A 23,133-nucleotide genomic window follows, 5' to 3' on the forward strand; every position below is an offset into this window, starting at 1 on the left:
AATGAATCAGGACAATCTGATCGAAGTGCGCGACCTGGCCGTCGAATTCGTCGTTGGCGAGCGCTGCCAGCGGGTGGTGGAAGGTGTCAGCTTCGATATCAAGCGTGGCGAGACCCTGGCGCTGGTGGGTGAAAGCGGGTCCGGCAAATCGGTAACGGCGCATTCGATCCTGCGCCTGCTGCCCTACCCGCTCGCCCGGCACCCGTCGGGCACCATCGAATATTCCGGGCAGAACCTGCTCAACCTGAAAGAGAAAACCATCCGCCATATCCGCGGCAACCGGATCGCAATGATCTTCCAGGAGCCGATGACCTCGCTTAACCCGCTGCACTCGATCGAGAAGCAGATCAACGAGGTGCTGGGCATCCACAAGGGCCTGACCGGCAAAATCGCGACCAAACGCACCCTGGAGCTGCTGGAAATGGTCGGCATCCCGGAACCGGAAAAGCGCCTCAAGGCCCTGCCTCACGAATTGTCCGGCGGCCAACGCCAGCGCGTGATGATCGCCATGGCCCTGGCCAACGAGCCGGAACTGCTGATCGCCGACGAGCCGACCACCGCGCTGGACGTGACCGTTCAGCTTAAAATCCTCGAATTGCTCAAGGAACTGCAGGCCCGCCTGGGCATGGCGCTGCTGTTGATCAGCCACGATTTGAACCTGGTGAAAAGAATTGCGCATCGCGTATGTGTCATGCAGCGCGGTTGCATCGTCGAACAGGCATCGTGCGAACAATTGTTCCGCGCGCCGCAGCATCCGTACACTCGGGAGCTGCTGGCAGCGGAGCCCAGCGGGACGCCTGCGACCAATGTTGTCGGCCCGCCCATGCTCACGGTCGAGGACCTGAAAGTCTGGTTCCCGATCAAGAAAGGCTTGCTGAAAAAGACCGTCGATTACGTCAAGGCAGTCGACGGCATCAATTTCAGCCTGCCCCAGGGCCAAACCCTGGGGATCGTGGGAGAAAGCGGTTCCGGCAAATCGACACTGGGCCTGGCGATCCTGCGCTTGATCGGCAGTAAAGGCGGCATCCGTTTTGAAGGCAAGCAGCTGGACAGCCTGACGCAGCAACAGGTGCGGCCACTGCGGCGGGAAATGCAGGTGGTGTTCCAGGACCCCTTCGGCAGCCTGAGCCCGCGAATGTGCGTGAGCCAGATCGTCGGCGAGGGCCTGCGGATCCACAAGATGGGCACCGAGGCTGAACAGGAACAAGCGATTATTGCAGCACTCAGGGAGGTAGGTCTGGACCCGGAAACCCGGCACCGCTACCCCCACGAATTTTCCGGCGGGCAACGGCAGAGAATCGCCATTGCCCGGGCATTAGTGCTAAAACCGGCGTTGATTCTGCTGGACGAGCCGACTTCGGCCCTCGACCGCACCGTGCAACGCCAAGTGGTCGAGCTGTTACGATCACTGCAAAGCAAGTACAACCTGACGTATCTGTTTATCAGCCATGACCTGGCTGTCGTCAAGGCGCTGAGCCACCAGTTGATGGTGGTCAAGCAGGGCCAAGTGGTCGAACAGGGTGACGCGCAAAGCATTTTTGCCGCCCCCCAACATCCGTATACACAGCAGTTGCTGGAAGCCGCCTTCCTGGTTCCAGCCACTGCGCAATAACCTGAAAAGAGGAGCAACACATGGGTTTTCTCGCCGGTAAGCGCGTACTGATCGTCGGTGTCGCCAGCAAGCTGTCCATCGCATCCGGCATCGCTGCCGCCATGCATCGCGAGGGCGCTGAGCTTGCCTTCACTTATCAGAACGACAAACTCAAGGGTCGTGTCGAAGAATTCGCACAGGGCTGGGGTTCGAGCCCCGAGCTGTGCTTCCCGTGCGACGTGGCCAGCGATGCGGAAATCGCCAAGGTCTTCGAAGAGCTGAGCAAGAAGTGGGACGGCCTGGACTGCATCGTGCACTCCGTAGGCTTCGCCCCGGGCGATCAACTGGACGGCGACTTCACCGAGGCCACCACCCGTGAAGGTTTCCGCATCGCCCACGACATCAGCGCCTACAGCTTCGTGGCCCTGGCCAAGGCCGGCCGCGAAATGATGAAAGGCCGCAACGGCAGCCTGCTGACCCTGTCGTACCTGGGCGCCGAGCGCACCATGCCCAACTACAACGTGATGGGCATGGCCAAGGCTTCCCTGGAAGCCGGCGTACGTTACCTGGCCGGCTCCCTGGGCCCGGACGGTACTCGCGTCAACTGCGTGTCGGCCGGCCCGATCCGCACCCTCGCCGCTTCCGGCATCAAGAACTTCCGCAAGATGCTGGCCGCCAACGAAGCGCAAACCCCGCTGCGTCGCAACGTCACCATCGAAGAAGTCGGCAACGCCGGCGCCTTCCTGTGCTCGGACCTGGCGTCCGGCATCAGCGGTGAAATCATGTACGTGGACGGTGGCTTCAACACCACGGCCATGGGCAACCTCGAAGAGTGATCTTCGGTTAGCCAGTAAAAAAACCCGCCGCTTCAGGCGGGTTTTTTGTGCCAAAGTGGCAGCTTTCAACTTAAGGCAATATTTAAAACCCTATTACAAATCCAGTCGCTCTAATTGTTCCAACGTCATTCCCTGCAGCCCTCTAATCCGCACCTGAAGCGGACCTATTACATTAAAACCCTGCTGGTGCCTGTTCGAACTGTTCATTCCTGGCGCTTGCGCGCGAGGTGGGGAGGCAATCTGTGCACGTTGAACTTGAGAAACTGACGGTAAAGCAGCTCTAGGGCGTACGGTCGGCGGCGTAGCCCGCACCGCGGGAGCTGGAGAACCCTGCTCTGTCAAAATGAGATTGTCGAATTGCGTGTTTGGAACTCGATAGGTCGAGCCAGACTGAGCAACTGTCTGCAAGCTGGCATTGCGATGGATACCGTGCCCATACTGACTCACGTCAAGCTCGCCGACATAGTGAACACCGAACATCCGTACTTCACTGTTAGGGCCAGCTTGATTCAAGAATGCTTGTGCAACTTTTTCATCTGACGTTGCATAGAGGCCTGGCCCCAGCAGTTTTCCTTCAGCATGCATAGCCGCCCCAGAAAGCGTTCCGCCATTCTTGAGGCTGGTGAGGGGCGCTTTTCTCCCAACATAAAAGCCGAGGAACGTTCCTTTGCGGGTTCGCGGTAAAATGTTCAGCGCCTTGCTTGCGATGATAGCTACGTGCCCAGTCGGATCCGTCCGCAGCACCGGATTCCCCTGGCAATACGCATACGCATTCAATCCTCCTCTGCCAAAGGGACTCCAATTGTCCGCGCTGTTAAACCGCATCAATACCGGATTAAACGCCCGATAGCCATTGCCCAGCCAATAACAACCGGTCACAGCATCTCGGCGCTCACCGTTAAACCCAAGTAGACTGGTCAAACCGCTTTCATTTGGGTGATGACCATAAGGCGAGTAAGCGATAGACCGTTGCGGGAAGTTGTTTTTGAGTAGATGCAACACCGATCCTTGTTGATCGGTAGCCAGCAAGGTGCTTTCGGATGCACCGCCCTGGTGTTGCTGCTCCGCGAGTACCAGGTCACCCTGCTGGACGATGGAGCAACACACCGCTCCCTGTATCTCGGTAGCCAAACGACTTGCGCAGTAAAAAAACTGGGGCCCGCAAGCATCCGGCTGGCCTTGGCTGGTCAGGCGATCCAGTGAGTCGTAGAAGTATTGGCTGAGCAGAATTGGTAATGAAGCATCCATGGGCGTGCCTGGCTTTCAAGTGCTGGGAGCCTGAGTTTTTAGTGTAATGCCCAAAATGACAACTATCAGAACTGATAGGTAAGGGACGCTAACACGATCCAAAATCATGTAAAAAACCGCCTGTTCAGGCGGTTCTTTTGATCTTCAAACCAGGCACTTCGCGAACAACTGCTGGATCGGCTGCATCCGCTGGCTGTGCCGCTGCAACAGCACGATTTCGCGGTAGAAGGTCAACTCTCCCAGCGGGATCACCCTGACCTTTGCCCCATGTTCCAACCAAAGCCCCGCCGCGGGCAGCAGCGAAACCCCCAGCCCACACTCAACCATTTTCACAATGGCTTCCAACTCATCCAGCTCCAACGCAACGCGCACATCGATTTGCTGTTCCCTTAGAAATCGCGTCACCAGTCGTCCACCAAATGAATTGCGGTCGTAACGCACTTGGGGATGTTCAACGAGCAGCTGCAGTGGCTCACCACCTTCGAGGTTCGCTGGCACAATCAGTACGAAGGGTTCGCGGCGAATCACGTGTGCCACCAGTTCCTTGGGCAGTTCGAACGGCGGCTTGATCAGGATCGCCAGGTCCACTTCGCCGGTATCTACCTGGCTCAGCAAATTGAGGGAAACGCCGGGAACCAACTTCGGCTCCAGCAACGGTGCCTGCTGGCGCAAACGCAACAGCGCCTGCGGCAGCAAACCGGTCTGGGCGGTGGCCACTGCGCCGATTTTCAGCTCACCACGGTATTGGCTAACGTCCTCACTGACGGCCATGCGGCTGAAGATGTCGAGCATTTCCCGGGCCATGGGCAACGCCCGCTGACCCGCTGCATTGAGCAACGCCTGGCGTCCGGTGCGATCAAACAGGCGTATGCCGAGGGCTTGCTCCAGGTTTCGAATCTGCGCGCTGACAGCCGACTGGGTCAGACCGATGTGCATGGCCGCCGCGGCGAACGTACCGTAGCGTGTCACGGCGATAAATGTCTTGAGTTCGCGCAGCATGATGAATTTCCGACTAATCGAAATAATTTGAGCTCGATGCAAAAATTATCGTCTTTTCATCAAAATTCACAGCGGTAAACTCAGTCTCAACTTTACGCGATCGAGGCACGCCGATGAATCTTTCCCCTTTTCACCTCGCCATTCCGGTCTATGACCTGACCGCCGCGCGGCACTTCTACGGTAGCGTGTTTGGCCTGGAGGAAGGCCGCTCCAGCGAGCACTGGGTCGATTTCAACTTTTTCGGCCACCAACTGGTGATCCACCTCGCGCCAAAAAACGCCGCACAAGAAGCCGCCCATACCAACGCGGTTGACGGCCATGACGTGCCCGTACCGCATTTCGGCGTGGTGTTGGGCATGAAAGAATGGGAGGCACTGGCTGAACGATTGAAGTCGCTGCAGACGCGTTTCGTGATTGAGCCGGGGATTCGTTTTCAGGGGTTGGTGGGCGAACAGGCGACGATGTTTCTGTTCGATCCGTGCGGGAATGCGCTGGAATTCAAGGCGTTCAAGGATATTGGGCAATTGTTTGCCAAATGAAGGCAGGCGTAGCCTCCAAGGCCGCCTTCGCGAGCAGGCTCGCTCCCACATTTGACCGAGTTGAAATGCTATCAACTGTGGGAGCGGGCTTGCCCGCGATGGGCCAGTCACCGCACCGGAGTGCTACCGGCCCAACACCTTTTCAGCCTCAATCAGCATTTCTTCAACCGAGCCATGAACCGCCGGATCATGCTCAATCTGCCCGATACTGAAACGAATCTCATACCCGCGGTGCGCCGTGGCCATGCGTTCATCGAGCATTTCTTCGAGCCGCGACTTGATCGCCTCGATGTCCACACTGCCGGAACCTGTGAGCAAGACCACGAAGGTGGCGCCCTCCAGCCGGCCGACCACATCGTTTTCCCGAAAACCAATGCGCAGTACATCGGCAAAGGTTTTCAGCGCCTTATCACCTTCGGTGCGACCAAACAGGTAGTTGATGCGCTTGAACTCGTCAAGATTGAAAAACAGCAGCGTCGCCGGTCGCTCCAGTTGCTGGCAGGCGTCCAGCCCCAATTGGGCCAACGCGAGGAAACCGTGCCGGTTGGGCAGTAGCGTCAACTCGTCCATGCTCGCCATCTGTACCCCGATCAGCTCTTGCTCTGCCTTGCGGGCCAGATCGCGCAAAAACTCGCGTTCCTGCTGTGGCGTCCCTGCACGTACACACGATTTGTGCGGTTTGCCTGAGATCAGCATCACATACTCCATAGGTGGGTATGTTCTTTAGAGTCCTCGATATCGGGTTTGACTCCATGTCGACTCGCCGTTGGTCAGCTACCCACTACCGGACACGGCCCGCCGGCGTCCGCCCAGCGCTTGAACTGTGTAACAAAAACATCGTGCGGCACCGGTACTGGCGCGCGATCCCCGCCAGGATTCCAGCCCCACAGCACCAGTTTGTCCTCGCTGACATGCTTGATCAGCGCTGCCAAATCGCGATCACCGTTGCTCGCGCGGTCCTTGATCATGCTGCACAACATGTCCGGTGGCAGGCCGATCCAGGCCATTTTGTGCGCCGCCGGTGGCAGGCTCCAATGCGGTGCCCCCGGCGGGGCATTGGCGCCGTAACTGGCAGGGGGATTGGCTTCGGCATGGCAGCTGGCGCAAGGCAACCCCGAAGCCCCCTTGCCGTCCATGCCGCGTACCACGTTCATCGCATGGGGTATCCCGGCGTCGAACTGCAAGGGGGCGTCTCCGGGAATGTGGCAGTTCTGGCATCGGGGGCTCTGGAACACCTTCTGGACGGTGTCGAAGGCCTTCACCGCCTCCTTGTCATCGGCGAACAGTTCTGTTGCATAGACAAAAAGGCAAATCAGTATCAGCGAGCCGAGCAACCAATGGTGTCGTTTCATCTCACACCCCCGACAGTTGCAACGGCAGTTCACGCAGGCGTTGCCCGGTCAGGGCGTACACCGCGTTGGCCACCGCTGGCGCCGTGGGTGGAACACCGGCCTCACCGATGCCACCGGGTTTTTCGCTGCTGGGCAGGATATGCACTTCGACCACCGGCATCTCGTTGAGCCGCAACACCTGGTAATCGTGATAGTTGGACTGCACTACCCTGCCATCCTTGATCGTCAGCTTGCTGTGCAAGGTGAAGCCCAGGCCGAAGGCGATGCACGACTCCATTTGTGCCGCGATGCTCTGCGGATTGACCGCGATCCCACAGTCCACCGCACACACCACCCGATGCACACGAATCGCCAGGTTATCCTGGGAGACTTCGGCGACCTGGGCCACATAGCTGCCGAATGACTCATGCACCGCCACGCCAAGGGCGTGGCCGTCCGGCAGCGGCGCCTTCCAGTTGGCCTTCTCTACCGCCAGGTTCAATACGCCAAGATGCCGTGGATGCGCCTTGAGCAAGGCCCGTCGGTACTCCACCGGGTCCTGGCTTGCCGCCGCGGCCAGTTCGTCGATCAGCGATTCCATGACGAAGGCGGTGTGCGTATGCCCCACCGAACGCAGCCACAACACACTGATGCCGGTGTTTGGCGAATGCAGCTCAACCTGATGATTAGCCAGCCCCTGCAGGTAGGGACCGTCCGCCACGCCCTCCACGGACGTCTTGTCGATGCCATTCTTGACCATGGCCGCTTCGAGCAAGGTGCCGGCCATGATCGACTGTCCGACCAGCACATGCTTCCACGCCAGCGGCAGGCCATCAGCGCCCAGGCCCACTCGCGCCTGATGCAGGAACGCCGAGCGATAATAGCCGCCACGGATGTCATCCTCCCGCGCCCACACGGTTTTCACAGGCCCGCCCGCGGCCTTGGCGACCTGGACCGCTTCGGCGACAAAGTCCGAGGTCGGGTTGGCACGCCGGCCGAAGCCGCCGCCGAGAAACTCGGTATGGATCTCGACCTGCTCAGGCTTGAGCCCGGTGATTTTGCCGGCGATCATCTGGTCCAGGGTCTGGAACTGGGTACCGGTCCAGATCTCGCATTTGTCCTGGGTGATGCTCACGGTGCAGTTGAGCGGCTCCATGGGTGCATGGGCCAGGTAGGGCACGCTGTACTCGACGTCGAGGGTCTTGGTCGCTTTGGCCAGTGCAGCCTGGGTATCGCCGGCCTCGCTCACGGGCAGCCCGGGCGTGGCAGCGAGCTTGCGGAATTCCTCGAGCAATTGCTCGCTGTCGAGCCCTGCGTTCGGACCCAGGTCCCACTCGACATGCAGCGCATCCCGTCCCAGTTTCGCCGCCCAGTAGTGATCAGCAATCACCGCCACGCCGGTCGGCACCTGTACCACCCTGTGCACGCCGGGTATCGCCAGCGCCTCGGCGCCTTCAAAGGATTTGACGCTGCCACCAAACACCGGAGAACGCGCGACCATCGCCGTCATCAGGCCATCGAACTGCACGTCCATGCCGAATTTGGCGCGGCCGGTGATTTTCTCCGGCGTATCCAGGCGCTTGGTGGGTTTGCCGATGATGGTCCAGTCCTTGGCCTCCTTGAGCTTGATGGTCGCAGGGTCCGGTACTGGCAGCTTGCCGGCGTCATCAGCCAGTTCGCCGTAGGTGGCGTGCCGGTCGCCGGCAATCACCACGCCCGACTCCGTGCGAATCGCCGAGGGGGCGACGTTGAAGCGCTTGGCCGCGGCCTCGACCAGCAGCAACCGCGCCGCCGCACCGGCCTGACGGTAACGGTCGAACTCCATCCAGGTCGAGGTCGAGCCGCCGGTGATCTGCATGCCGCCGAACCCGGCCAGACCGTAATCGGCGGCCGACGCCGGTGCGTGCTCGACGCGAATTCTCGACCAGTCGGCGTCCAGCTCTTCGGCGATCAGCATGGTCAACCCGGTCCAGATACCCTGACCCATTTCCGAATGACCGAGCAACACGGTGACGCTGTTGTCATTGCCAATGCGCAGGAAGGCATTGGGTGCGAACACGTTGCCCTGGTTTTCCGCGCCCCGGGCAAAGCGATGGCCCCCGGGGATGACAAACGCCACCACCAGCCCGCCGCCCAGCATGGCACTGCCCTTAAGAAAATCGCGGCGCGACAGTGGATCGATGCTGTTCATGGCCATCAACCCAATTGGGCAGCGCGTTTGACCGCGGCGCGGATTCTTGGATAGGTGCCGCAACGACAGATATTGCCTGACAACGCCTGGTCAATATCGCTGTCGGTCGGTTGTGGGATCTTTGCCAGCAAGGCCGCCGCTGACATGATCTGCCCAGACTGGCAATAACCGCACTGCACCACATCGAGTTCGGCCCAGGCTTGTTGCACTGGGTGCGAGCCGTCGGTGGACAGGCCTTCGATGGTGAGGATTTTCTGCCCATGGGCCACAGCCGTGGCCGGTGTGATGCAGGAACGCAAAGGCGTGCCATCGATGTGCACGGTACAGGCGCCGCACTGGGCCATGCCACAGCCGAACTTGGTGCCGGTCAAGTGCGCAACATCGCGCAGGACCCATAGCAGCGGCATGTCCGCAGGGACATCCAGCTCCTGGTCCTGGCCATTGATATTCAAGGTCAGCATTGCGACGGCCCTCAGACTCACGGTGTTCTGAAGTTGGCGCCGCTGTGGCGATCAGGAACCTGCGCGCGCCTTGGGGTTATCCCTACAGCTAAGCGCAAATTGTCCGGCAGGCCGAGGTGTATCGACCACCGGTCACAAAAGCTACCGGGTAGCCGACCCTTTATTTGTTGTCGGAGTACATATCCATTGCTGCGGTAACGGCCTCCTATGGATTCGCCCTTACGGCGACTCCCTTTTTCAAACGCCGGAGTGCCGGCCCAGCAAAAAGGAAGCAAAATGCCTGCGTTCGGCCATCGTGGTTAACGGGGCGCTCGCGATCAAAAGCAAAGCGAGGCGGCCTGACAGCCGACCTGACTTTTACAGATGTACCTCGATCCCCTGTAGAAGCGAACATGCTCCGGGCGGCGTTCCGACGATGGTCGCCAATGATAACGCGGGGCACCTGGTAGCCCGCGGTGCTCTCAGGTTTTTCGCGAGCATGCTCGCTCCTACATGGGGTATGCGGACAGACCAGCAATCAGGTCGGCTGTCAGGCCGCCTCGCTTTTGATTGTGATCTGGCTTTTGATGTTCTTGCCCCCTCACGCCCTGAGCCTGTCCGTCAACCTGTGACGACCTCCATCGGCGCTTCTACCAACGTCGATCCACGCCGCGTCAAAGCCTGCAAGTAAGCCTTTTCGTCATAGATGGTGCTGGTTTTCCAGCACCGGTAGACGATTCTGATCCACTTGAAAGCCAGCGCCCTAAGGGCCGCCAGGACGTCTTCACCGGCAAGCCTGGCTCCTACAGTAAAAGCGAAACCCTAGGTGGTCGTTACCGCAGCAACGGATATGTACACCCGAAAGACAATTATCGTCTGCCAGGACGCCTTCGCCAGCAAGCCTGGCGCCTACGCCCTCGGGCTGAACAAAATACCTGTGTAACGCCACAGAAACAGCACAAACGCCACACACCAAAGCAACGCCGACACCCCCAATCCCCACCCGGAGAACGGCACCAGCAATACCCGTGACAAAGCCGCCAGCAGCACCAGGGCAAACCCCGCAACGATTACTTTCGAAGGTAGCAACGGCCGCCCTGTATGCCCCAGGCTAACCCGCGCAATCATCGCCAGAATCAATCCGCCGATACCGCCCACCGCCAACGAATGCGTGGCCAGGCTCTGTTGCGGCATCAGCCCGAGATGCCACAGCGCCATGGCAAATACCGCCACCACCAGCCAGGCGTAAGACAGGTACAGCGACCACAACAACGGCACACGCCACATACCGCGGTCATGCCAACGCCACAGACGCACCAGATGCAGAATGCCCATCAATAAAAACAACGCCGCCAGCCAAAACCTGGGCACGTCATTCAAACCGATGGCAAACGTCACCGCGGCCAGCAATCCGCTCACCAGCAGCACCTTGGTGGGTAATGGATGGGCTGCAGGCGTTGCCGGACGGTTCAAGCCGCGTTGAATGAAGAACGGAATCACCCGCCCGCCAATCACGCTCATCAGCGCGCCGACCAACCATAAGGCCGCTAATACACCACGCCGCTGCAAACCTGTGTCATCAGTCCAGAGCCCCCACAGTGTCATGAGCTGACAACCGGCCAGCAACGTAATCAGCAGCAGAATCGGATAGTTCTCACGCTTGCCAGCAGCCACCAGGTCTCGGCCCAGCACCCAGGCTAACAATGGCAAGAAAGGCAGTTGCGAAAGCAACAAACCTGCAGGAGAAATCGGCAGCAACCAGGCCAGTCGCCCCAGCAACCAGATCAGCACCAGACCGATCAGTGGCCAACCGCTGAGCCCGGGGCGACCGGTCCAGTTCGGCACCGCCGTCAGCAGAAAACCGGCAATGATCGCCATGGCGAACCCGAACGGCATCTCGTGCCGATGCCAGCCGAGCATGCCTCCTACCGGTTGCGCATCGGGCAAACGCCCGTACAGCCACAGGGCCCAGATCGCCACCGCCATTGCGGCAAACGCGGCACCCGCGAGAAAAAACGGTCTAAAACCAAGGCTGAAGACGGGAGCAGCGGACAGTTTACCCATCAGGCCAGCGCCACGAACTGAGGTTTGCTCAACCGGTGTTGGGCCAGCAGGCGCATGACGTAGCCGATTTTCAGCAGGGTCGGTCCGACGATGGTCATGGCATGCAACGAAACCAGTGCAACAATCGACAGATGGCCGGCATGGAGATAAGCACCGTAGATACCTGCCAATAACATCGCCAGGCCAACGCCCAACACACGGCTGGATAGGTTCAGGACATTCTGAGCATTGCTGAAGACATGGAACATTTCCGTACTCCTGTAGCAGTTCAGTTGTACGTTGGACGTATCAAGTCGCGTGCCATCCAATTAACGTATGAAAATCAGGACCTTGAGAACGTACGTGTCATAACGACTCTCTCCAGACATAGTCAGCATGACTCATGAAGCAGTCATATTGACAACAATTTGTAGGAAATCCTTACACACTCGGCGATCTACGGCACGGCCAGACCGCCCCAGGCTAGCTACGCTGATAATCCAGCCTGCAAAAACCTGCCAAGGAGACCCGCCATGCTACATGTGCAAAAACTCACCCCTTGCCTGTGGTTCGATGGTCAGGCCGAAGAGGCCGCCAAGTTCTACTGTGCGATCTTCGATCATTCGAAAATCACCGCCATCACTCACTACGGCGAGGCCGGAAAAGAGTTCCACGGCCGGGAAGTCGGTTCGGTCATGACGGTCAGCTTCGAACTCGACGGACAAACCTTCACCGGTCTCAACGGTGGCCCGAATTTCACTTTCAACGAAGCGATCTCGTTCCAGGTCAATTGCCAGACCCAGGAAGAAGTCGACCACTTCTGGGGACGCCTGTCTGCCGGTGGGCCGGTCGAAGCACAGCAATGCGGCTGGCTCAAGGACAAATTCGGCGTGTCCTGGCAGATCGTGCCGGTCGCGATGATGGAGATGATCAAGGATCCCGACACGGTAAAATCCCAGCGCGCGATGCTGGCCATGATGCACATGAAAAAACTCGATATCGCGGAACTGAAACGAGCCTTTGACGGCGAGAGCTAATACACTCTTGCGCTGATCTGCCAAGGATTGATCATGAAGCCCGCAAAGACCAGGGATGCCGACAAGGCACCGCGCTTTTGGCGCGATGATGCCCTGCCCTTCATCGAAGCCCGCTCCATCGCCGACGGACGCGAGGTCTGTTACACCCGGCATGCCCACGAGCACTTTTCCATCGGTGCGATCACCGCCGGGCGTAGTACCTATGTCCATGAGCAATCGAACTTCGAGGTCTGCGCCGGGACCGTCGTGCTGATGAACCCCGGTGATGTCCATGCCTGCAATCCGATCGATGACCAGCCCTGGTCGTACCTGATGCTGTATGTCGACACCCCGTGGCTCACCGATTTGCAGCATCAGCTCGGGTTCGGCAACGATCTGGCGTTGCGCCGGTTCGCGGTCACCCACACCGCCGACCATGCTTTGTTCGTTGGCTTGCAGGCGTTGTACCAGGTGCTGGTCGATACACAGCAAGACGTGTTGGGTAAACACAGCGCGGCCGTGGAATTTTTCACCGAGGTGCAACTACGCCTGAACCCGGCCGAACAGCCGCTGCACGAGCCCAATTTCAAGCTCGAACGCGCCGCCGACTTTATCCGCGAGCACTGCACGCAAATGCTCAAGCTCGAAGATATCTGCGAAGCGGCGCAGTTGTCGCCCTCCTACCTGATCCGCGCGTTCAAGCAGCATTACGGCATGACGCCCCACGCCTTCCTGGTCAACCGGCGTATCCAGTTTGCCCAGGATCAACTGCGTAACGGCAAGCAGATCGCTGATGTGGCGCTGCAAGCAGGCTTTGCCGACCAGGCGCATTTCCAGCGGGCGTTCAAGCAGCATCTGGCAGCAACGCCAGGGCAGTATCGCGGTTAAATCAAGGCAACAACAGATACACCGCACTCACCGCCAACAACAACGCCATTAACCGATTGAACATGCGCATGCCCGCCGGGTTGTTCAAGTAGCCACGCAAGAACGTCCCGGCGTAGGCCCAGCATCCGACCGACAGGTAGCAAATCACCAGGTACACCGCAGCGAACTGCCACACCAGGTGGGCCTCGCCATCGGCGACGAACGCGCCCATGCCGGCCACACAGGCCAGCCAGGCCTTCGGGTTGAGCCATTGCATGACGGCGCCATAGAGCATCGACGGCGCGCGGCCACTGTCCTTGGCCTCCAACTGACCGTTGTCGGCGGCCAGTTTGAACGCCATGTACAACAGGAACGCTACCCCGGCCCATTGCACCACTTGTGTCATTGCCGGCCACCATTGCAGTAGCTCGTGCAAACCCAACCCCATCAAGACCAGCAGCAGCACAAACCCCAGCGTCGCTCCGGCCACATGCCGCTGACTGGCGCGAAAACCGAAGCGCGCGCCCGAACCCAGCGCCACGATATTCACCGGTCCCGGCGTTATTGAAGCGGCCAATGCAAACGCCGCCATGGACATGATCAAACTCATCGCACACCTGCTCAGTCAATTGAACCAGGCATGAAGATAGAGATGCCTGATGGTGCGCGTATTGAACAAAACTGCCCAAGGATGTGCCCGTCATGAGTAATAGCCGACCACCCTCTTCACCGTCACCAATGCCTGGCGTAGCGCGTCCATGTCCACCGAGCCCAGCGCCAGGCGTATCGCGTGCGGAACATGCTGGGTAATCGCAAAGGGTTCGGCGGGCGACACAGACACCTGCTCGCGCATCAGCGCCATGGCAATCTGATCGGCCCTGGCGTCTTTGGCCAAGGGCAACCAGATGAAATACGAGGACGGATGGCTGATGCTCCGCAGTCCCGTCAGCACTTCACGAGCCAAGGCTTGGCGCGCCTGTGCGTCCGCGCGTTTTTGCGCCTCGAGCCGGCTGACAGTGCCGTCCTCGAGCCAGGCCGTGGCAATGGCGGTCATCACCCCGGGGGTGTTCCAGGTGGTCGCCATGATGGTGCGTTCAAACCCGGCAACCCATGGCGCTGGCGCGGCGATAAAACCGACGCGCAAGCCGGTGGCGACATTCTTGGATAAGCCACTGACATACACGGTTCTTTCCGGTGCCATTTCAGCCAGCGGTGGCGGTGCGTTTTCGGCTAGGAAAGCGTAGGCCGCATCCTCAATGATCGTCAGGTCATACCGGCGTGCGATAGCTACCAGATGCTGGCGCTGATCGGCGTCCATTACCCAACCCAGTGGATTGTGCAGGGTCGGCATCGAATACACGGCTCGCACCGATCGAGTGCGGCAAAGTTTATCCAGGGCCGGCAGATCAGGTCCGTTGTCGGTCACGGGAATGGGCAGGACTTCGAGATGCAGCGTTTGCGCCAGCGTCTTGAAGCCCGGATAGGTCAAGGCATCCGCAACAATCACATCGCCAGGCTTGAGCAGGCTCATCAATACCACTGCCAGGCCGTGCTGGGCGCCACTGACGATGAGCACCTGTTCGGCTGGCACGTTCAGGCCACGTTCGCCCAGATGTCGGGCGAACGCAGCCCGTTCATGCAGACGCCCGGCGTGAGGCTGATAACGCAGGAGGGACTCCAGGTCACCGGACAACGCGAGCTGCCGCAGGGCGTTGCGCAACAGGTCAGCCTGACCTGGCAAAGACGGATAGTTGAAGTTGAGGTCGATCATCCCCGCCGCGACCACCGATTGCGAAATCCCCTGGCCCGGCGGCAGTGAAGTCTCCCGGACAAAAGTCCCGCGTCCGGTTTCACCGCTGACCAGGCCCATGCTCTCAAGCTCGGCGTACACCCGGCTCGCGGTGACCAGCGCCAAACCCTGTTCAGTGGCCAGTTGCCGATGGGTCGGCAAGCGTGTACCCGGAGGCAAATGCCCCGAGCGGATGTCCACGGCAAAGGCGTCAACCAGCGTTTTGTAGCGGGATCGAGGCATGTGCAAATGTATCCATGACAATTTTTTGATTGTATCGATACTCAGCCATAGGATGGTTTCGTGCAATCAAACAATGAGCGTGAGCCACATGGAACGGACGTCTAACCTGCAAAACCCGACGCTGCGAAAAAATGCCAGCGGCTGGCTCAACGGCCTGATTGGCGTGGTGATCTTCAGCGGCTCGCTGCCCGCGACGCGGGTGGCGGTACTCGAATTCGATCCGGTGTTCCTCACGGTAGCCCGCGCTACCCTCGCCGCAATTCTGGCGCTGTGCCTGCTGTTGCTGTTCAGGGAAAAACGCCCCGGCCGACATCAGCTTGTGCCCCTGACCATCGTGGCATTGGGCGTGGTGGTGGGGTTTCCACTACTGACTGCGCTGGCGCTGCAATACATCACATCCGCACACTCCATCGTGTTTGTCGGCCTGCTGCCGCTGGCAACTGCGTTGTTCGGCGTCTTGCGCGCAGGCGAACGCCCGCGGCCGGTGTTCTGGGTCTTCTCGGTGCTGGGCAGCCTGCTGGTGGTCGGGTTCGCCGTAGCCCAGGGCCTGACGGCCTCACCCCTGGGTGACATCCTGATGTTGTTGGCGATCCTGGCCTGCGGCCTGGGTTATGCCGAAGGTGCAAAGCTATCGCGCACACTCGGCGGCTGGCAGGTGATTTCCTGGGCGTTGGTGCTTGCGTTGCCAGCCATGGCTGCATTGACCATGTGGCAGTTGCCCGACTCGTTCGCCAGCATCAGTACACCGGCTTGGTTCAGCCTGGGGTACGTGTCGCTGTTCAGCATGCTGATAGGCTTCGTGTTCTGGTATCGCGGGCTTGCGCAAGGGGGCATCGCCGTCGTCGGGCAACTGCAATTGTTGCAGCCCTTTTTCGGCCTGGCACTGGCCGCCACGTTACTGCATGAACACGTCAGCCTGTCCATGCTGGGCGTAACCGTGGCGGTGATCCTGTGTGTGGCAGGTGCGAAAAAATTCGCGCGCTAGCCACTGGTACGCTGCCTGCGCCCCTGACTGTACGGGTCAAGTCCCTGGGCAACTGTGATAAAAATACGGCTTCTGCTGCTGGAGCCGATCATGGACCTCACCACCCTCACCCTCTTCCTTCCGGCCTGCTTCGCCCTGAACATGGCGCCAGGCCCGAACAACCTGCTGTCGGTCAGCAATTCGACCCGCTACGGCTACCGCACCGCTTGCCTGGCGGGCATGGGTCGCCTGCTCGCTTTCGCCGGCATGATCGCCCTCGCCTCGGCCGGTCTGGCGGTGGTGCTGCAAACCTCGGAATTGTTGTTCTACGCAATCAAGATTCTCGGTGCCGCGTACCTGTTTTATCTCGCCTGGCAATTGTGGCGTGCCCAACCCGGCGCGGAAACCGCGGTGAGCGCGCCGCCGATGGGGATGCTGGCGTTGGCTCGGCAAGAGTTCCTGGTGGCGGCCGGTAACCCGAAGGCAATCCTGATCTTCACCGCGTTCCTGCCGCAATTCGTCGACTCGACCCATGCCATCGCACCGCAATTTGCGCTGTTGGGCGCGTTGTTCCTGATGCTGGAATGGATCGCTATCGGCGCCTACGCTTACATGGGCCTGCACATGCGCCGCTGGTTTGCCAAACCTTCGGGCAAGCGGGTGTTCAATCGCTGCTGTGCAGGATTGTTGTCGGCGGCGGCTACAGTGTTGCTAATGGCGCGTCGGGCCTGACCAAACTACCGCTCATGGGGACACCTGCCGATGGATCAATCAACGCCGGACGCACAGTCCATCTCCAGCCCCATTACCCGCAGCGCGATTTTTATCGTGGCAACCCTGGTTCCCGGCAGTGACGCCGCCAGCAAAGTGCGAGGCTGGTGCGCAGACATCGCAGCCCTCACACGCTCGGTAGGCAAACGCGTGCCCTCCGGAAATCTGTCGTGCATCTGTGGCTTTGGCTCCGCGGCGTGGGACACCTTGTTTGGCCACCCGCGCCCCGCCTCGCTGCACAACTTCCGTGAATTCGGACCCGAGGAACGACGCGCCATCTCCACCCCTGGCGATCTGTTGCTGCACATTCGGGCTGAGCAGATGGACCTCTGCTTTGAACTGGCGACGCAATTGCTCTCAGCGCTGGGCAATGCGGTGTCGGTGGTCGATGAAGTCCAGGGCTTCCGCTATTTCGACATGCGCAGCATCATCGGCTTTGTCGATGGCACCGAAAACCCCGTCGGCCGCAAGGCTGAAAGCTTCACGATGGTGGGCGATGAAGACCCGTCTTTCAGCGCAGGCAGCTATGTGCTGGTGCAGAAGTACCTGCACAAGATGGATGCCTGGAACGCGTTATCCGTCGAGGCGCAGGAGCGGATTATCGGGCGAACGAAGTTATCCGATATTGAACTCGATGACTCGGTCAAGCCGAGCAATTCGCACAGTGCCCTGACGACCATCACCAAGGACGGCGAAGAAGTAAAGATCCTGCGCGACAACATGCCCTTTGGCCGGCCAGGCGCTGGCGAATTCGGCACCTACTTCATCGGCTATGCGCGCTCGCCCGAACCTCTGGAGCAGATGCTCGAGAACATGTTTGTCGGCAAGCCCGCCGGTAATTACGACCGCTTGCTGGATTTCAGCACCGCAGTCACCGGTGGCCTGTTTTTCGCTCCCTCCGCAGATCTTCTGGAAGAACTGGCGGATCGCGCGCCCTTGGGCACCTGCCGGTGAACGCGGGCAATTCCCTGTCGATTTTCCGGTGGAGGGGTTCTGCCCCGCCATTTAAGCTCACCCCATGAACCTACAAAACTCGCTACTGCCGCCCCACGCCGAGATGGTCCGCGCCATGCTCGAACGAGACACCGCCTATGAGGGGGTGTTTTTTACCGCGGTCAAGACGACCGGTATTTTCTGCCGTCCCGGCTGCACCGCGCGCAGCCCGAAACCTGAAAATGTCGAGTTCTTCGCCCACGCCGATGAATGCCTGGCGGCGGGCTACCGCGCTTGCCTGCGCTGCAAACCCATGGACGCCGCGGCGATTGCGCCACACTGGGTCCAGCAGTTGCTCAAGTCAGTGGACGCCGATCCCGAGCAGCGCTGGACCGATGCCCAATTAATCGCCCAAGGCATCGAGCCGCTGAAACTGCGTCGCTGGTTCAAGCAGCATCTGGGCATGACCTTTCATGCCTGGCTGCGCACCCGACGCCTCGGCATGGCCTTGGGCGGGATCAAGCAGGGCCACTCCATCGACAGCGCCGCGTACGACTCCGGTTACGAATCCCTCAGCGGTTTTCGCGATGCATTCCAGAAGTCGTTCCACATCACGCCGGGCCGCGCCGCCAACAGTGAGCCGCTGCTGTTCACGCGCCTGACCACTCCGCTTGGGCCGATGATCGCCATGGCCGAACGTCGCGGGCTGGTGCTACTGGAGTTCCTCGACCAGCCCAGCCTGAGCCGGGAAGTGCAAGCGCTGCAAAACCGCTTTGGTTACGTCGTGGCGCCAGGGCATAACGGGCATTTGCAGCAAATCGAAGACCAACTGAGCGAATATTTCGCCGGAAACCGGACTGAATTCAGCGTTGCCCTGCACATGCCCGGTAGCGAATTTTCTCGTCAGGTATGGGCCGAACTGGCACACATCCCCTATGGCCAGACCACCACCTACGGAGCGATCGCATCCACCTTGGGCAAACCCGGGGCCAGTCGGGCCGTGGGGCTGGCCAACGGTCATAACCGCCTCTCGATTGTCGTACCCTGCCATCGGGTGATCGGCGCCGACGGCTCGCTGACCGGTTACGCTGGAGGCCAGCCGCGCAAGGCATTCCTGCTCAGGCTGGAAAAGGCGGCGGTGCAGATGACCGAGCAACTGGCCTTTTGATCACAGGCTGCGTTCGTCAGCCGCTCCAAGGATGCTTTATGCCTGTCCCCTACCCACTGGCCACCCAATGGCTGGCGAATCTTGATGACGACTGGCGTCGCCACATCGACGCTGTCGGCCCGTGCCTGCATCAACCTCACACAGCCCGCGATCCCTATGAGTCACTGGTGCGGGCGATAGCCTACCAGCAACTGCACGCCAAGGCCGGGGATGCAATTATCGGCCGGTTGCTGGCGCTGTACCCATCGGTGGCGTTTCCACAGCCGGAGCAGATTGTCGCGACTGATTTTGAGCGACTGCGCAGTTGCGGCTTTTCCGCCAGCAAGATCGCAACCATTCAAGGCATCGCCCAGGCTGCACTGGACGGCGTGGTGCCGGATTACGCCACGGCGCTGGCCATGGACGATGAAGCACTGATCGAACGCCTGGTAACCCTGCGCGGCGTGGGACGCTGGACGGTCGAGATGCTATTGATCTACAGCCTGGAGCGGCCGGACATCTTGCCGGCCGATGACTTTGGCGTACGCGAGGGTTATCGACGGCTCAAGGGGCTCCAGATGCAACCGACGCGCAAGCAGATGATCGAGATCGGTTTGGCCTGGAGCCCGTATCGGACGGTGGCAGCGTGGTATTTGTGGCGTGTGCCCAGCCGTTAAACGGCGTGATCGTTCTTCGCGGGCAAGCCCGCTCCCACATTTACCGCGTTCTTCTGATGGAACTCGGATAATTGTGGGAGCGGGCTTGCTCGCAAAGGCGTCAGTCGATCACAACCCCGATTTCAACCGGCTGAACGCCCGAATCAAAGCCCGGTTGAACGCCTTGCCATTGTCATTCTTGCTGTACAACGACGCTCGCACCGCCTGCGACGGATAAGTCCCCGGATCATTGCGAATCGCCGGATCAATCAAGCTGTCCGCCGCCGTGATGGCATTGGCATAGTGGATGGTGTCGGTGATCGGCGCGATCACTTCAGGTGTCATCAGGTAATCCATCAATGCCAGCCCCGCCTCGGGATGCGGCGCGTCCTTGGGAATGACCATGGCATCGAACCAGATCAGCGTGCCCTCTTTCGGTATCCGGTACTTCAATGAAAACGGCTTTCCCGCCGCCTCTGCCTGGCCCGCCGCAATGGCCACGTTACCGTTCCACGACATCGCCACGCAGGTATTGCCGTTGGCCAGGTCGCTGATGTTCAGGTCGTTGTCGAAGTAGCGAATGTAGGGGCGAATCTTCGCCAGCTGCTGTTCGGCCAGTTTCAGGTCATCGAGGTTCTGGCGGTTGATGTCCAGGCCCAGGTACTTCATGACCGCCGCGAACACTTCATTCGGATCATTGAGCAGGCTGACCCCGCAATCAGCGAATTTCGAAACCATCGCCGGGTCGAACAGCATTGCCCAGCTGTCCGTCGGTGCATCGGGCAGGCGCTGCTTGACCGCCTCCTCCTGATAACCCACGCCAGTGGTGCCCCAGGCGTAGATCCCGGCGTAACGGTTACCCGGATCGAACACGGCCATGTGCTGACGGAACTCCTCGCCGACACCGGCAAAGTGCGGTATCTGCTGTTTGTCCACGGTCTGGATCGCACCACTCTGGATGGCTCGCGACAGATGCTGCCCCGCCGTCAGCACCAGGTCGTAACCGCTACGGCCCGTGAGTAATTTGGTCTCGACGGTTTCCAGGGAATCGAAGTGATCGGCGACCACATGGATACCGGTTTTCTTCTCGAAGTTGGTCAAGGTGTCCGGGGCCAGGTACTCGCCCCAGATGTAAAGGTTCACCACCGGCTTGGCGGTGTCGGCGGCCTGCACACACAGGGGTGCAAGCACCAGCAGTAACGCTTGGGTCAGTTTGTGCAGGCCCATGATCAAACGCCCTGTTTGTTGCAGGCAGTACCGGCGTACTGCGGCATGGTAATGCACGCGACATTGCCGCCGCCGAGGAGAATTTCCCGGGAGTTTTCGATGCCGACGATCTTGTGCCGCGGGAACAGTTCGGCCAAGGTCGCCAATGCGACCTGATCATTGCGGTCGCCAAATAGCGGCACCACGATCGAGGTGTTACCGGCGTAGTAATTGATATAGGACGCGCAGATTTTCGTGCCAGCCCGGCGAGCATGCGTGCTGTCCTGTTGATCCAGGCCCTCGGCCTCCTCGGCCGTCCACTCCAGTACATCCGGTTGTGGCAGCTTGTGCACAATCAGCTCGCGACCACGGCTGTCGCGGGTACTGCGCAGGATATCGTAGGCCTCCTGGTAGATTTCCCACTGCGGGTCGGCGCGATTGTCGGTCCATTGCAACACCACTTCACCAGGGCGCACGAAGCACGCCAGATCGTCGACGTGGCCGTCGGTTTCGTCAAACTTGCAACCCCGTGGCAACCAGATGACTTGCTCGGCGCCAAGGTAATCGGTCAAGCGGCGAGTGACTTCGTCCTTGCCCAGATGCTGATTGCGGTTCCGGTTGAGCAGGCATTGCTCGGTGGTGAGGAGGCTACCCTGGCCGTCGCTCTGGATACCGCCCAGCTCTGCAATCAACGGTGCCCGATAGCGGTCGAAGCGTTCGATTTCGAGGATTTTGCTGGCGATCTGATCGTCCTTGTCCCACGGGTAGTACAAGCCGCCGTCGAGGCCGCCGTAGGCGTTGAACTCGAAATCCACGCCGCGCACTTCACCGCTCTGGTCGTTGACCACGAAGCACGGACCGCTGTCGCGGAACCAGGTGTCGTTGCAGGTCATTTCCACTACGCGGACTTGCGGCGGCAACTGGCGGCGAGCGGTGGCGAATTGCGCGGCCGAGGCGCAGACGGTAACCGGCTCGCTCTGGGAGATGGCGGTGACGATCTGTACCCAGACTTTCTGCGCAGGCTTGGCGCCATTGCGCCAGACGTCGGTGCGTTCAGGCCAGCCGAGCCAGCAGCCGGACTTGGTTTCGAATTCACCGGGCAAACGGAAACCGTCGAGTTTGGGGGTGGAGTCGAGCAAACGTGCCATGGGCAAACCTCATCAGCGGGGATTGGAATGACCACAGGCTAAGGTCGTGTGCCTACTCCTCGCCAACGATGATTATTTCGGAACACTTGAATCCAACTCATCAATCGACCAGTTGGTCGTTGAACCATTCGAGCATCTGCGCCACGGCAGGCCGCTCCAGGCGAACCCGCTCGCACACCAGTGCGTATTGCCCCAATGCCGTCATGCTTGAGGTAAATGGCCGGACCAGGCGACCGCTGAGCAAATCTTCCTGTGCCGTCAGGTTATCGCCCATCGCGACGCCCTGCCCCTGGGCCGCGGCTTCCAGGGCCAACCCGGCATGGGCGAAATACAGTTGGCGTTCGGGGCGCTGGTCGCCGGCATGGCTGGTGAGCCAGGCGGTCCAGGTCTTGCCGTCCTGATCGTCATGCAGCAAGCAATGACGGGCCAGGTCCCTGGGGGTTTTCAGGGTTCCCTGGTTGAATAGACCAGGACTGCACACCGGAAAAAACTGCAGCGCCGGCAATGGCCGGACGAAATACGCACTGCTGTCCACCGGGCCAGTGCCGTAGGTAATCGCCAGGTCGATGTCTTCTCCCGGCGCCGTGGCGTCGATCGGCTGCTCGTAGAGGTGCAAGGTGATGTGCGGATAACGCGCATAGAAATCCGAAAGGCGACTCATCAGCCACTTCTGGGCCAGCTCGGCGGTGACCGCCAGGCGCAACACCGCCAGGGACGAAGGGTCGCGAAGCTCATCGCAGGCATCACCGATCAATTCAAAAGCCTGCTGCAAGCTTTGCATCAGGCGCCCGGCGGCGACGGTCGGACGAATCTGCCGGCCTTCGCGCACGAACAGCGACACGCCAAGCTGTTCTTCCAACTGGCGGATCTGATGACTGACGGCGCTGTCAGTCACGCACAACTCCGCCGCCGCCCGGCCAAAATGAGCGTGACGGGCGGCGCATTCGAAGGTTCTGAGGGCTGCGAGGGAGGGTAATCGGCGCATCGGGTCGGGTCCGGGTTTCGAGGCGCCCATGCTGACCCGCTGAAAGGTATGCGTCCAGTGGGACCGCGTTATCGTTCTTCGCGAGCAGGCTCGCTCCCACAAAGGTTTTGTGGGCTTTGCAGATCATTGTGGGAGCGAGCCTGCTCGCGAAGGCGTCGGAAATCGCGCAGCAAATCTTCTAGGCTGAACC

Annotated in this window: 23 protein-coding genes and 1 pseudogene; 10 read left to right on the forward strand and 14 right to left on the reverse strand. The window is 60.1% G+C overall.

Going from position 1 to position 23,133, the window contains the following annotated elements:
* Position 1: 1 nt before the first annotated feature.
* Positions 2–1,612: an ABC transporter ATP-binding protein gene (locus tag CGA21_RS18820; protein ID WP_188264783.1), complete on the forward strand. Its 1,611-nt coding sequence runs from the start codon at positions 2–4 to the stop codon at positions 1,610–1,612.
* A gap of 20 nt (positions 1,613–1,632) precedes the next feature.
* A complete protein-coding gene (gene fabI / locus CGA21_RS18825; RefSeq protein WP_020799278.1) occupies positions 1,633–2,427 on the forward strand; it encodes an enoyl-ACP reductase FabI in 795 nt (264 codons plus the stop codon).
* Positions 2,428–2,520: 93 nt separating this feature from the next.
* Here fabI and CGA21_RS18830 read toward each other — a convergent pair whose 3' ends face one another.
* Both CGA21_RS18830 and CGA21_RS18835 read right to left on the reverse strand, forming a co-directional pair.
* Complete coding sequence (locus CGA21_RS18830) at positions 2,521–3,675, reverse strand: RHS repeat-associated core domain-containing protein (RefSeq protein WP_188264784.1); 1,155 nt, start codon at positions 3,673–3,675, stop codon at positions 2,521–2,523.
* 144 nt (positions 3,676–3,819) lie between these two features.
* Positions 3,820–4,674, reverse strand: a complete 855-nt coding sequence (locus tag CGA21_RS18835; protein ID WP_110752094.1) for a LysR family transcriptional regulator — start codon at positions 4,672–4,674, stop codon at positions 3,820–3,822.
* 113 nt (positions 4,675–4,787) lie between these two features.
* Between CGA21_RS18835 and CGA21_RS18840 the strand changes: the two genes are divergently transcribed.
* Entirely contained in the window at positions 4,788–5,213 is a 426-nt protein-coding gene (locus CGA21_RS18840) for a VOC family protein (RefSeq protein WP_188264785.1), read from the forward strand.
* 123 nt (positions 5,214–5,336) lie between these two features.
* Here CGA21_RS18840 and CGA21_RS18845 read toward each other — a convergent pair whose 3' ends face one another.
* The 7 genes and pseudogenes from CGA21_RS18845 to CGA21_RS18870 all read right to left on the reverse strand — a co-directional run bounded on the left by CGA21_RS18845 (position 5,337) and on the right by CGA21_RS18870 (position 11,487).
* On the reverse strand, positions 5,337–5,909 hold the full coding sequence (locus tag CGA21_RS18845; protein WP_110752090.1) for a GGDEF domain-containing protein: 573 nt from the start codon (positions 5,907–5,909) through the stop codon (positions 5,337–5,339).
* A gap of 74 nt (positions 5,910–5,983) precedes the next feature.
* Entirely contained in the window at positions 5,984–6,565 is a 582-nt protein-coding gene (locus CGA21_RS18850; protein WP_188264786.1) for a hypothetical protein, read from the reverse strand.
* Between the two features lies 1 nt (position 6,566).
* Complete coding sequence (locus tag CGA21_RS18855; protein WP_188264787.1) at positions 6,567–8,735, reverse strand: xanthine dehydrogenase family protein molybdopterin-binding subunit; 2,169 nt, start codon at positions 8,733–8,735, stop codon at positions 6,567–6,569.
* Between the two features lie 5 nt (positions 8,736–8,740).
* Positions 8,741–9,196 (reverse strand): (2Fe-2S)-binding protein, encoded by a 456-nt coding sequence (locus tag CGA21_RS18860; RefSeq protein WP_020799272.1) that lies wholly within the window; start codon positions 9,194–9,196, stop codon positions 8,741–8,743.
* A gap of 600 nt (positions 9,197–9,796) precedes the next feature.
* Positions 9,797–9,940, reverse strand: a pseudogene (locus tag CGA21_RS30000) (IS110 family transposase); the annotation flags it as partial.
* 144 nt (positions 9,941–10,084) lie between these two features.
* Positions 10,085–11,239, reverse strand: a complete 1,155-nt coding sequence (locus CGA21_RS18865) for an NnrS family protein (protein ID WP_188264788.1) — start codon at positions 11,237–11,239, stop codon at positions 10,085–10,087.
* Entirely contained in the window at positions 11,239–11,487 is a 249-nt protein-coding gene (locus CGA21_RS18870; protein WP_110752084.1) for a transmembrane sensor/regulator PpyR, read from the reverse strand. The genes CGA21_RS18865 and CGA21_RS18870 overlap by 1 nt, the downstream gene beginning before the upstream one ends.
* 264 nt (positions 11,488–11,751) lie before the next feature.
* Here CGA21_RS18870 and CGA21_RS18875 point away from each other — a divergent pair, with 264 nt between their 5' ends.
* Together CGA21_RS18875 and CGA21_RS18880 are read left to right on the forward strand one after the other, a co-directional pair.
* Positions 11,752–12,255: a VOC family protein gene (locus CGA21_RS18875; protein ID WP_110752082.1), complete on the forward strand. Its 504-nt coding sequence runs from the start codon at positions 11,752–11,754 to the stop codon at positions 12,253–12,255.
* 33 nt (positions 12,256–12,288) lie between these two features.
* Positions 12,289–13,122 (forward strand): AraC family transcriptional regulator, encoded by an 834-nt coding sequence (locus CGA21_RS18880; RefSeq protein WP_188264789.1) that lies wholly within the window; start codon positions 12,289–12,291, stop codon positions 13,120–13,122.
* A 1-nt stretch (position 13,123) separates the two neighbouring features.
* Here CGA21_RS18880 and CGA21_RS18885 read toward each other — a convergent pair whose 3' ends face one another.
* A complete protein-coding gene (locus tag CGA21_RS18885; RefSeq protein WP_110752078.1) occupies positions 13,124–13,711 on the reverse strand; it encodes a LysE family translocator in 588 nt (195 codons plus the stop codon).
* A 90-nt stretch (positions 13,712–13,801) separates the two neighbouring features.
* A complete protein-coding gene (locus CGA21_RS18890) occupies positions 13,802–15,133 on the reverse strand; it encodes a PLP-dependent aminotransferase family protein (protein WP_188264790.1) in 1,332 nt (443 codons plus the stop codon).
* A gap of 88 nt (positions 15,134–15,221) precedes the next feature.
* Here CGA21_RS18890 and CGA21_RS18895 point away from each other — a divergent pair, with 88 nt between their 5' ends.
* From CGA21_RS18895 to CGA21_RS18915, 5 genes are all read left to right on the forward strand, one after another.
* On the forward strand, positions 15,222–16,118 hold the full coding sequence (locus CGA21_RS18895; RefSeq protein ID WP_110752075.1) for a DMT family transporter: 897 nt from the start codon (positions 15,222–15,224) through the stop codon (positions 16,116–16,118).
* 90 nt (positions 16,119–16,208) lie between these two features.
* Positions 16,209–16,829, forward strand: a complete 621-nt coding sequence (locus CGA21_RS18900; RefSeq protein ID WP_110752073.1) for a LysE family translocator — start codon at positions 16,209–16,211, stop codon at positions 16,827–16,829.
* 30 nt (positions 16,830–16,859) lie between these two features.
* Positions 16,860–17,822 carry a Dyp-type peroxidase gene (locus CGA21_RS18905; protein ID WP_177411653.1) on the forward strand — a complete coding sequence of 321 codons (963 nt, stop codon included), beginning with the start codon at positions 16,860–16,862 and terminating at the stop codon, positions 17,820–17,822.
* A gap of 64 nt (positions 17,823–17,886) precedes the next feature.
* Positions 17,887–18,969, forward strand: a complete 1,083-nt coding sequence (locus tag CGA21_RS18910; RefSeq protein WP_188264791.1) for a bifunctional transcriptional activator/DNA repair enzyme AdaA — start codon at positions 17,887–17,889, stop codon at positions 18,967–18,969.
* A gap of 38 nt (positions 18,970–19,007) precedes the next feature.
* A complete protein-coding gene (locus CGA21_RS18915; RefSeq protein WP_188264792.1) occupies positions 19,008–19,625 on the forward strand; it encodes a DNA-3-methyladenine glycosylase family protein in 618 nt (205 codons plus the stop codon).
* Between the two features lie 108 nt (positions 19,626–19,733).
* Here CGA21_RS18915 and CGA21_RS18920 read toward each other — a convergent pair whose 3' ends face one another.
* From CGA21_RS18920 to CGA21_RS18930, 3 genes are all read right to left on the reverse strand, one after another.
* Positions 19,734–20,831, reverse strand: a complete 1,098-nt coding sequence (locus tag CGA21_RS18920; RefSeq protein ID WP_110752065.1) for an extracellular solute-binding protein — start codon at positions 20,829–20,831, stop codon at positions 19,734–19,736.
* A gap of 2 nt (positions 20,832–20,833) precedes the next feature.
* Entirely contained in the window at positions 20,834–21,958 is a 1,125-nt protein-coding gene (aguA, locus tag CGA21_RS18925) for an agmatine deiminase (RefSeq protein ID WP_110752063.1), read from the reverse strand.
* A gap of 100 nt (positions 21,959–22,058) precedes the next feature.
* A complete protein-coding gene (locus CGA21_RS18930; RefSeq protein ID WP_033045618.1) occupies positions 22,059–22,943 on the reverse strand; it encodes a LysR substrate-binding domain-containing protein in 885 nt (294 codons plus the stop codon).
* Positions 22,944–23,133 lie beyond the last annotated feature (190 nt).

This window comes from Pseudomonas sp. PSB11, from assembly GCF_014596605.1.
Classification (GTDB): domain Bacteria; phylum Pseudomonadota; class Gammaproteobacteria; order Pseudomonadales; family Pseudomonadaceae; genus Aquipseudomonas; species Aquipseudomonas umsongensis.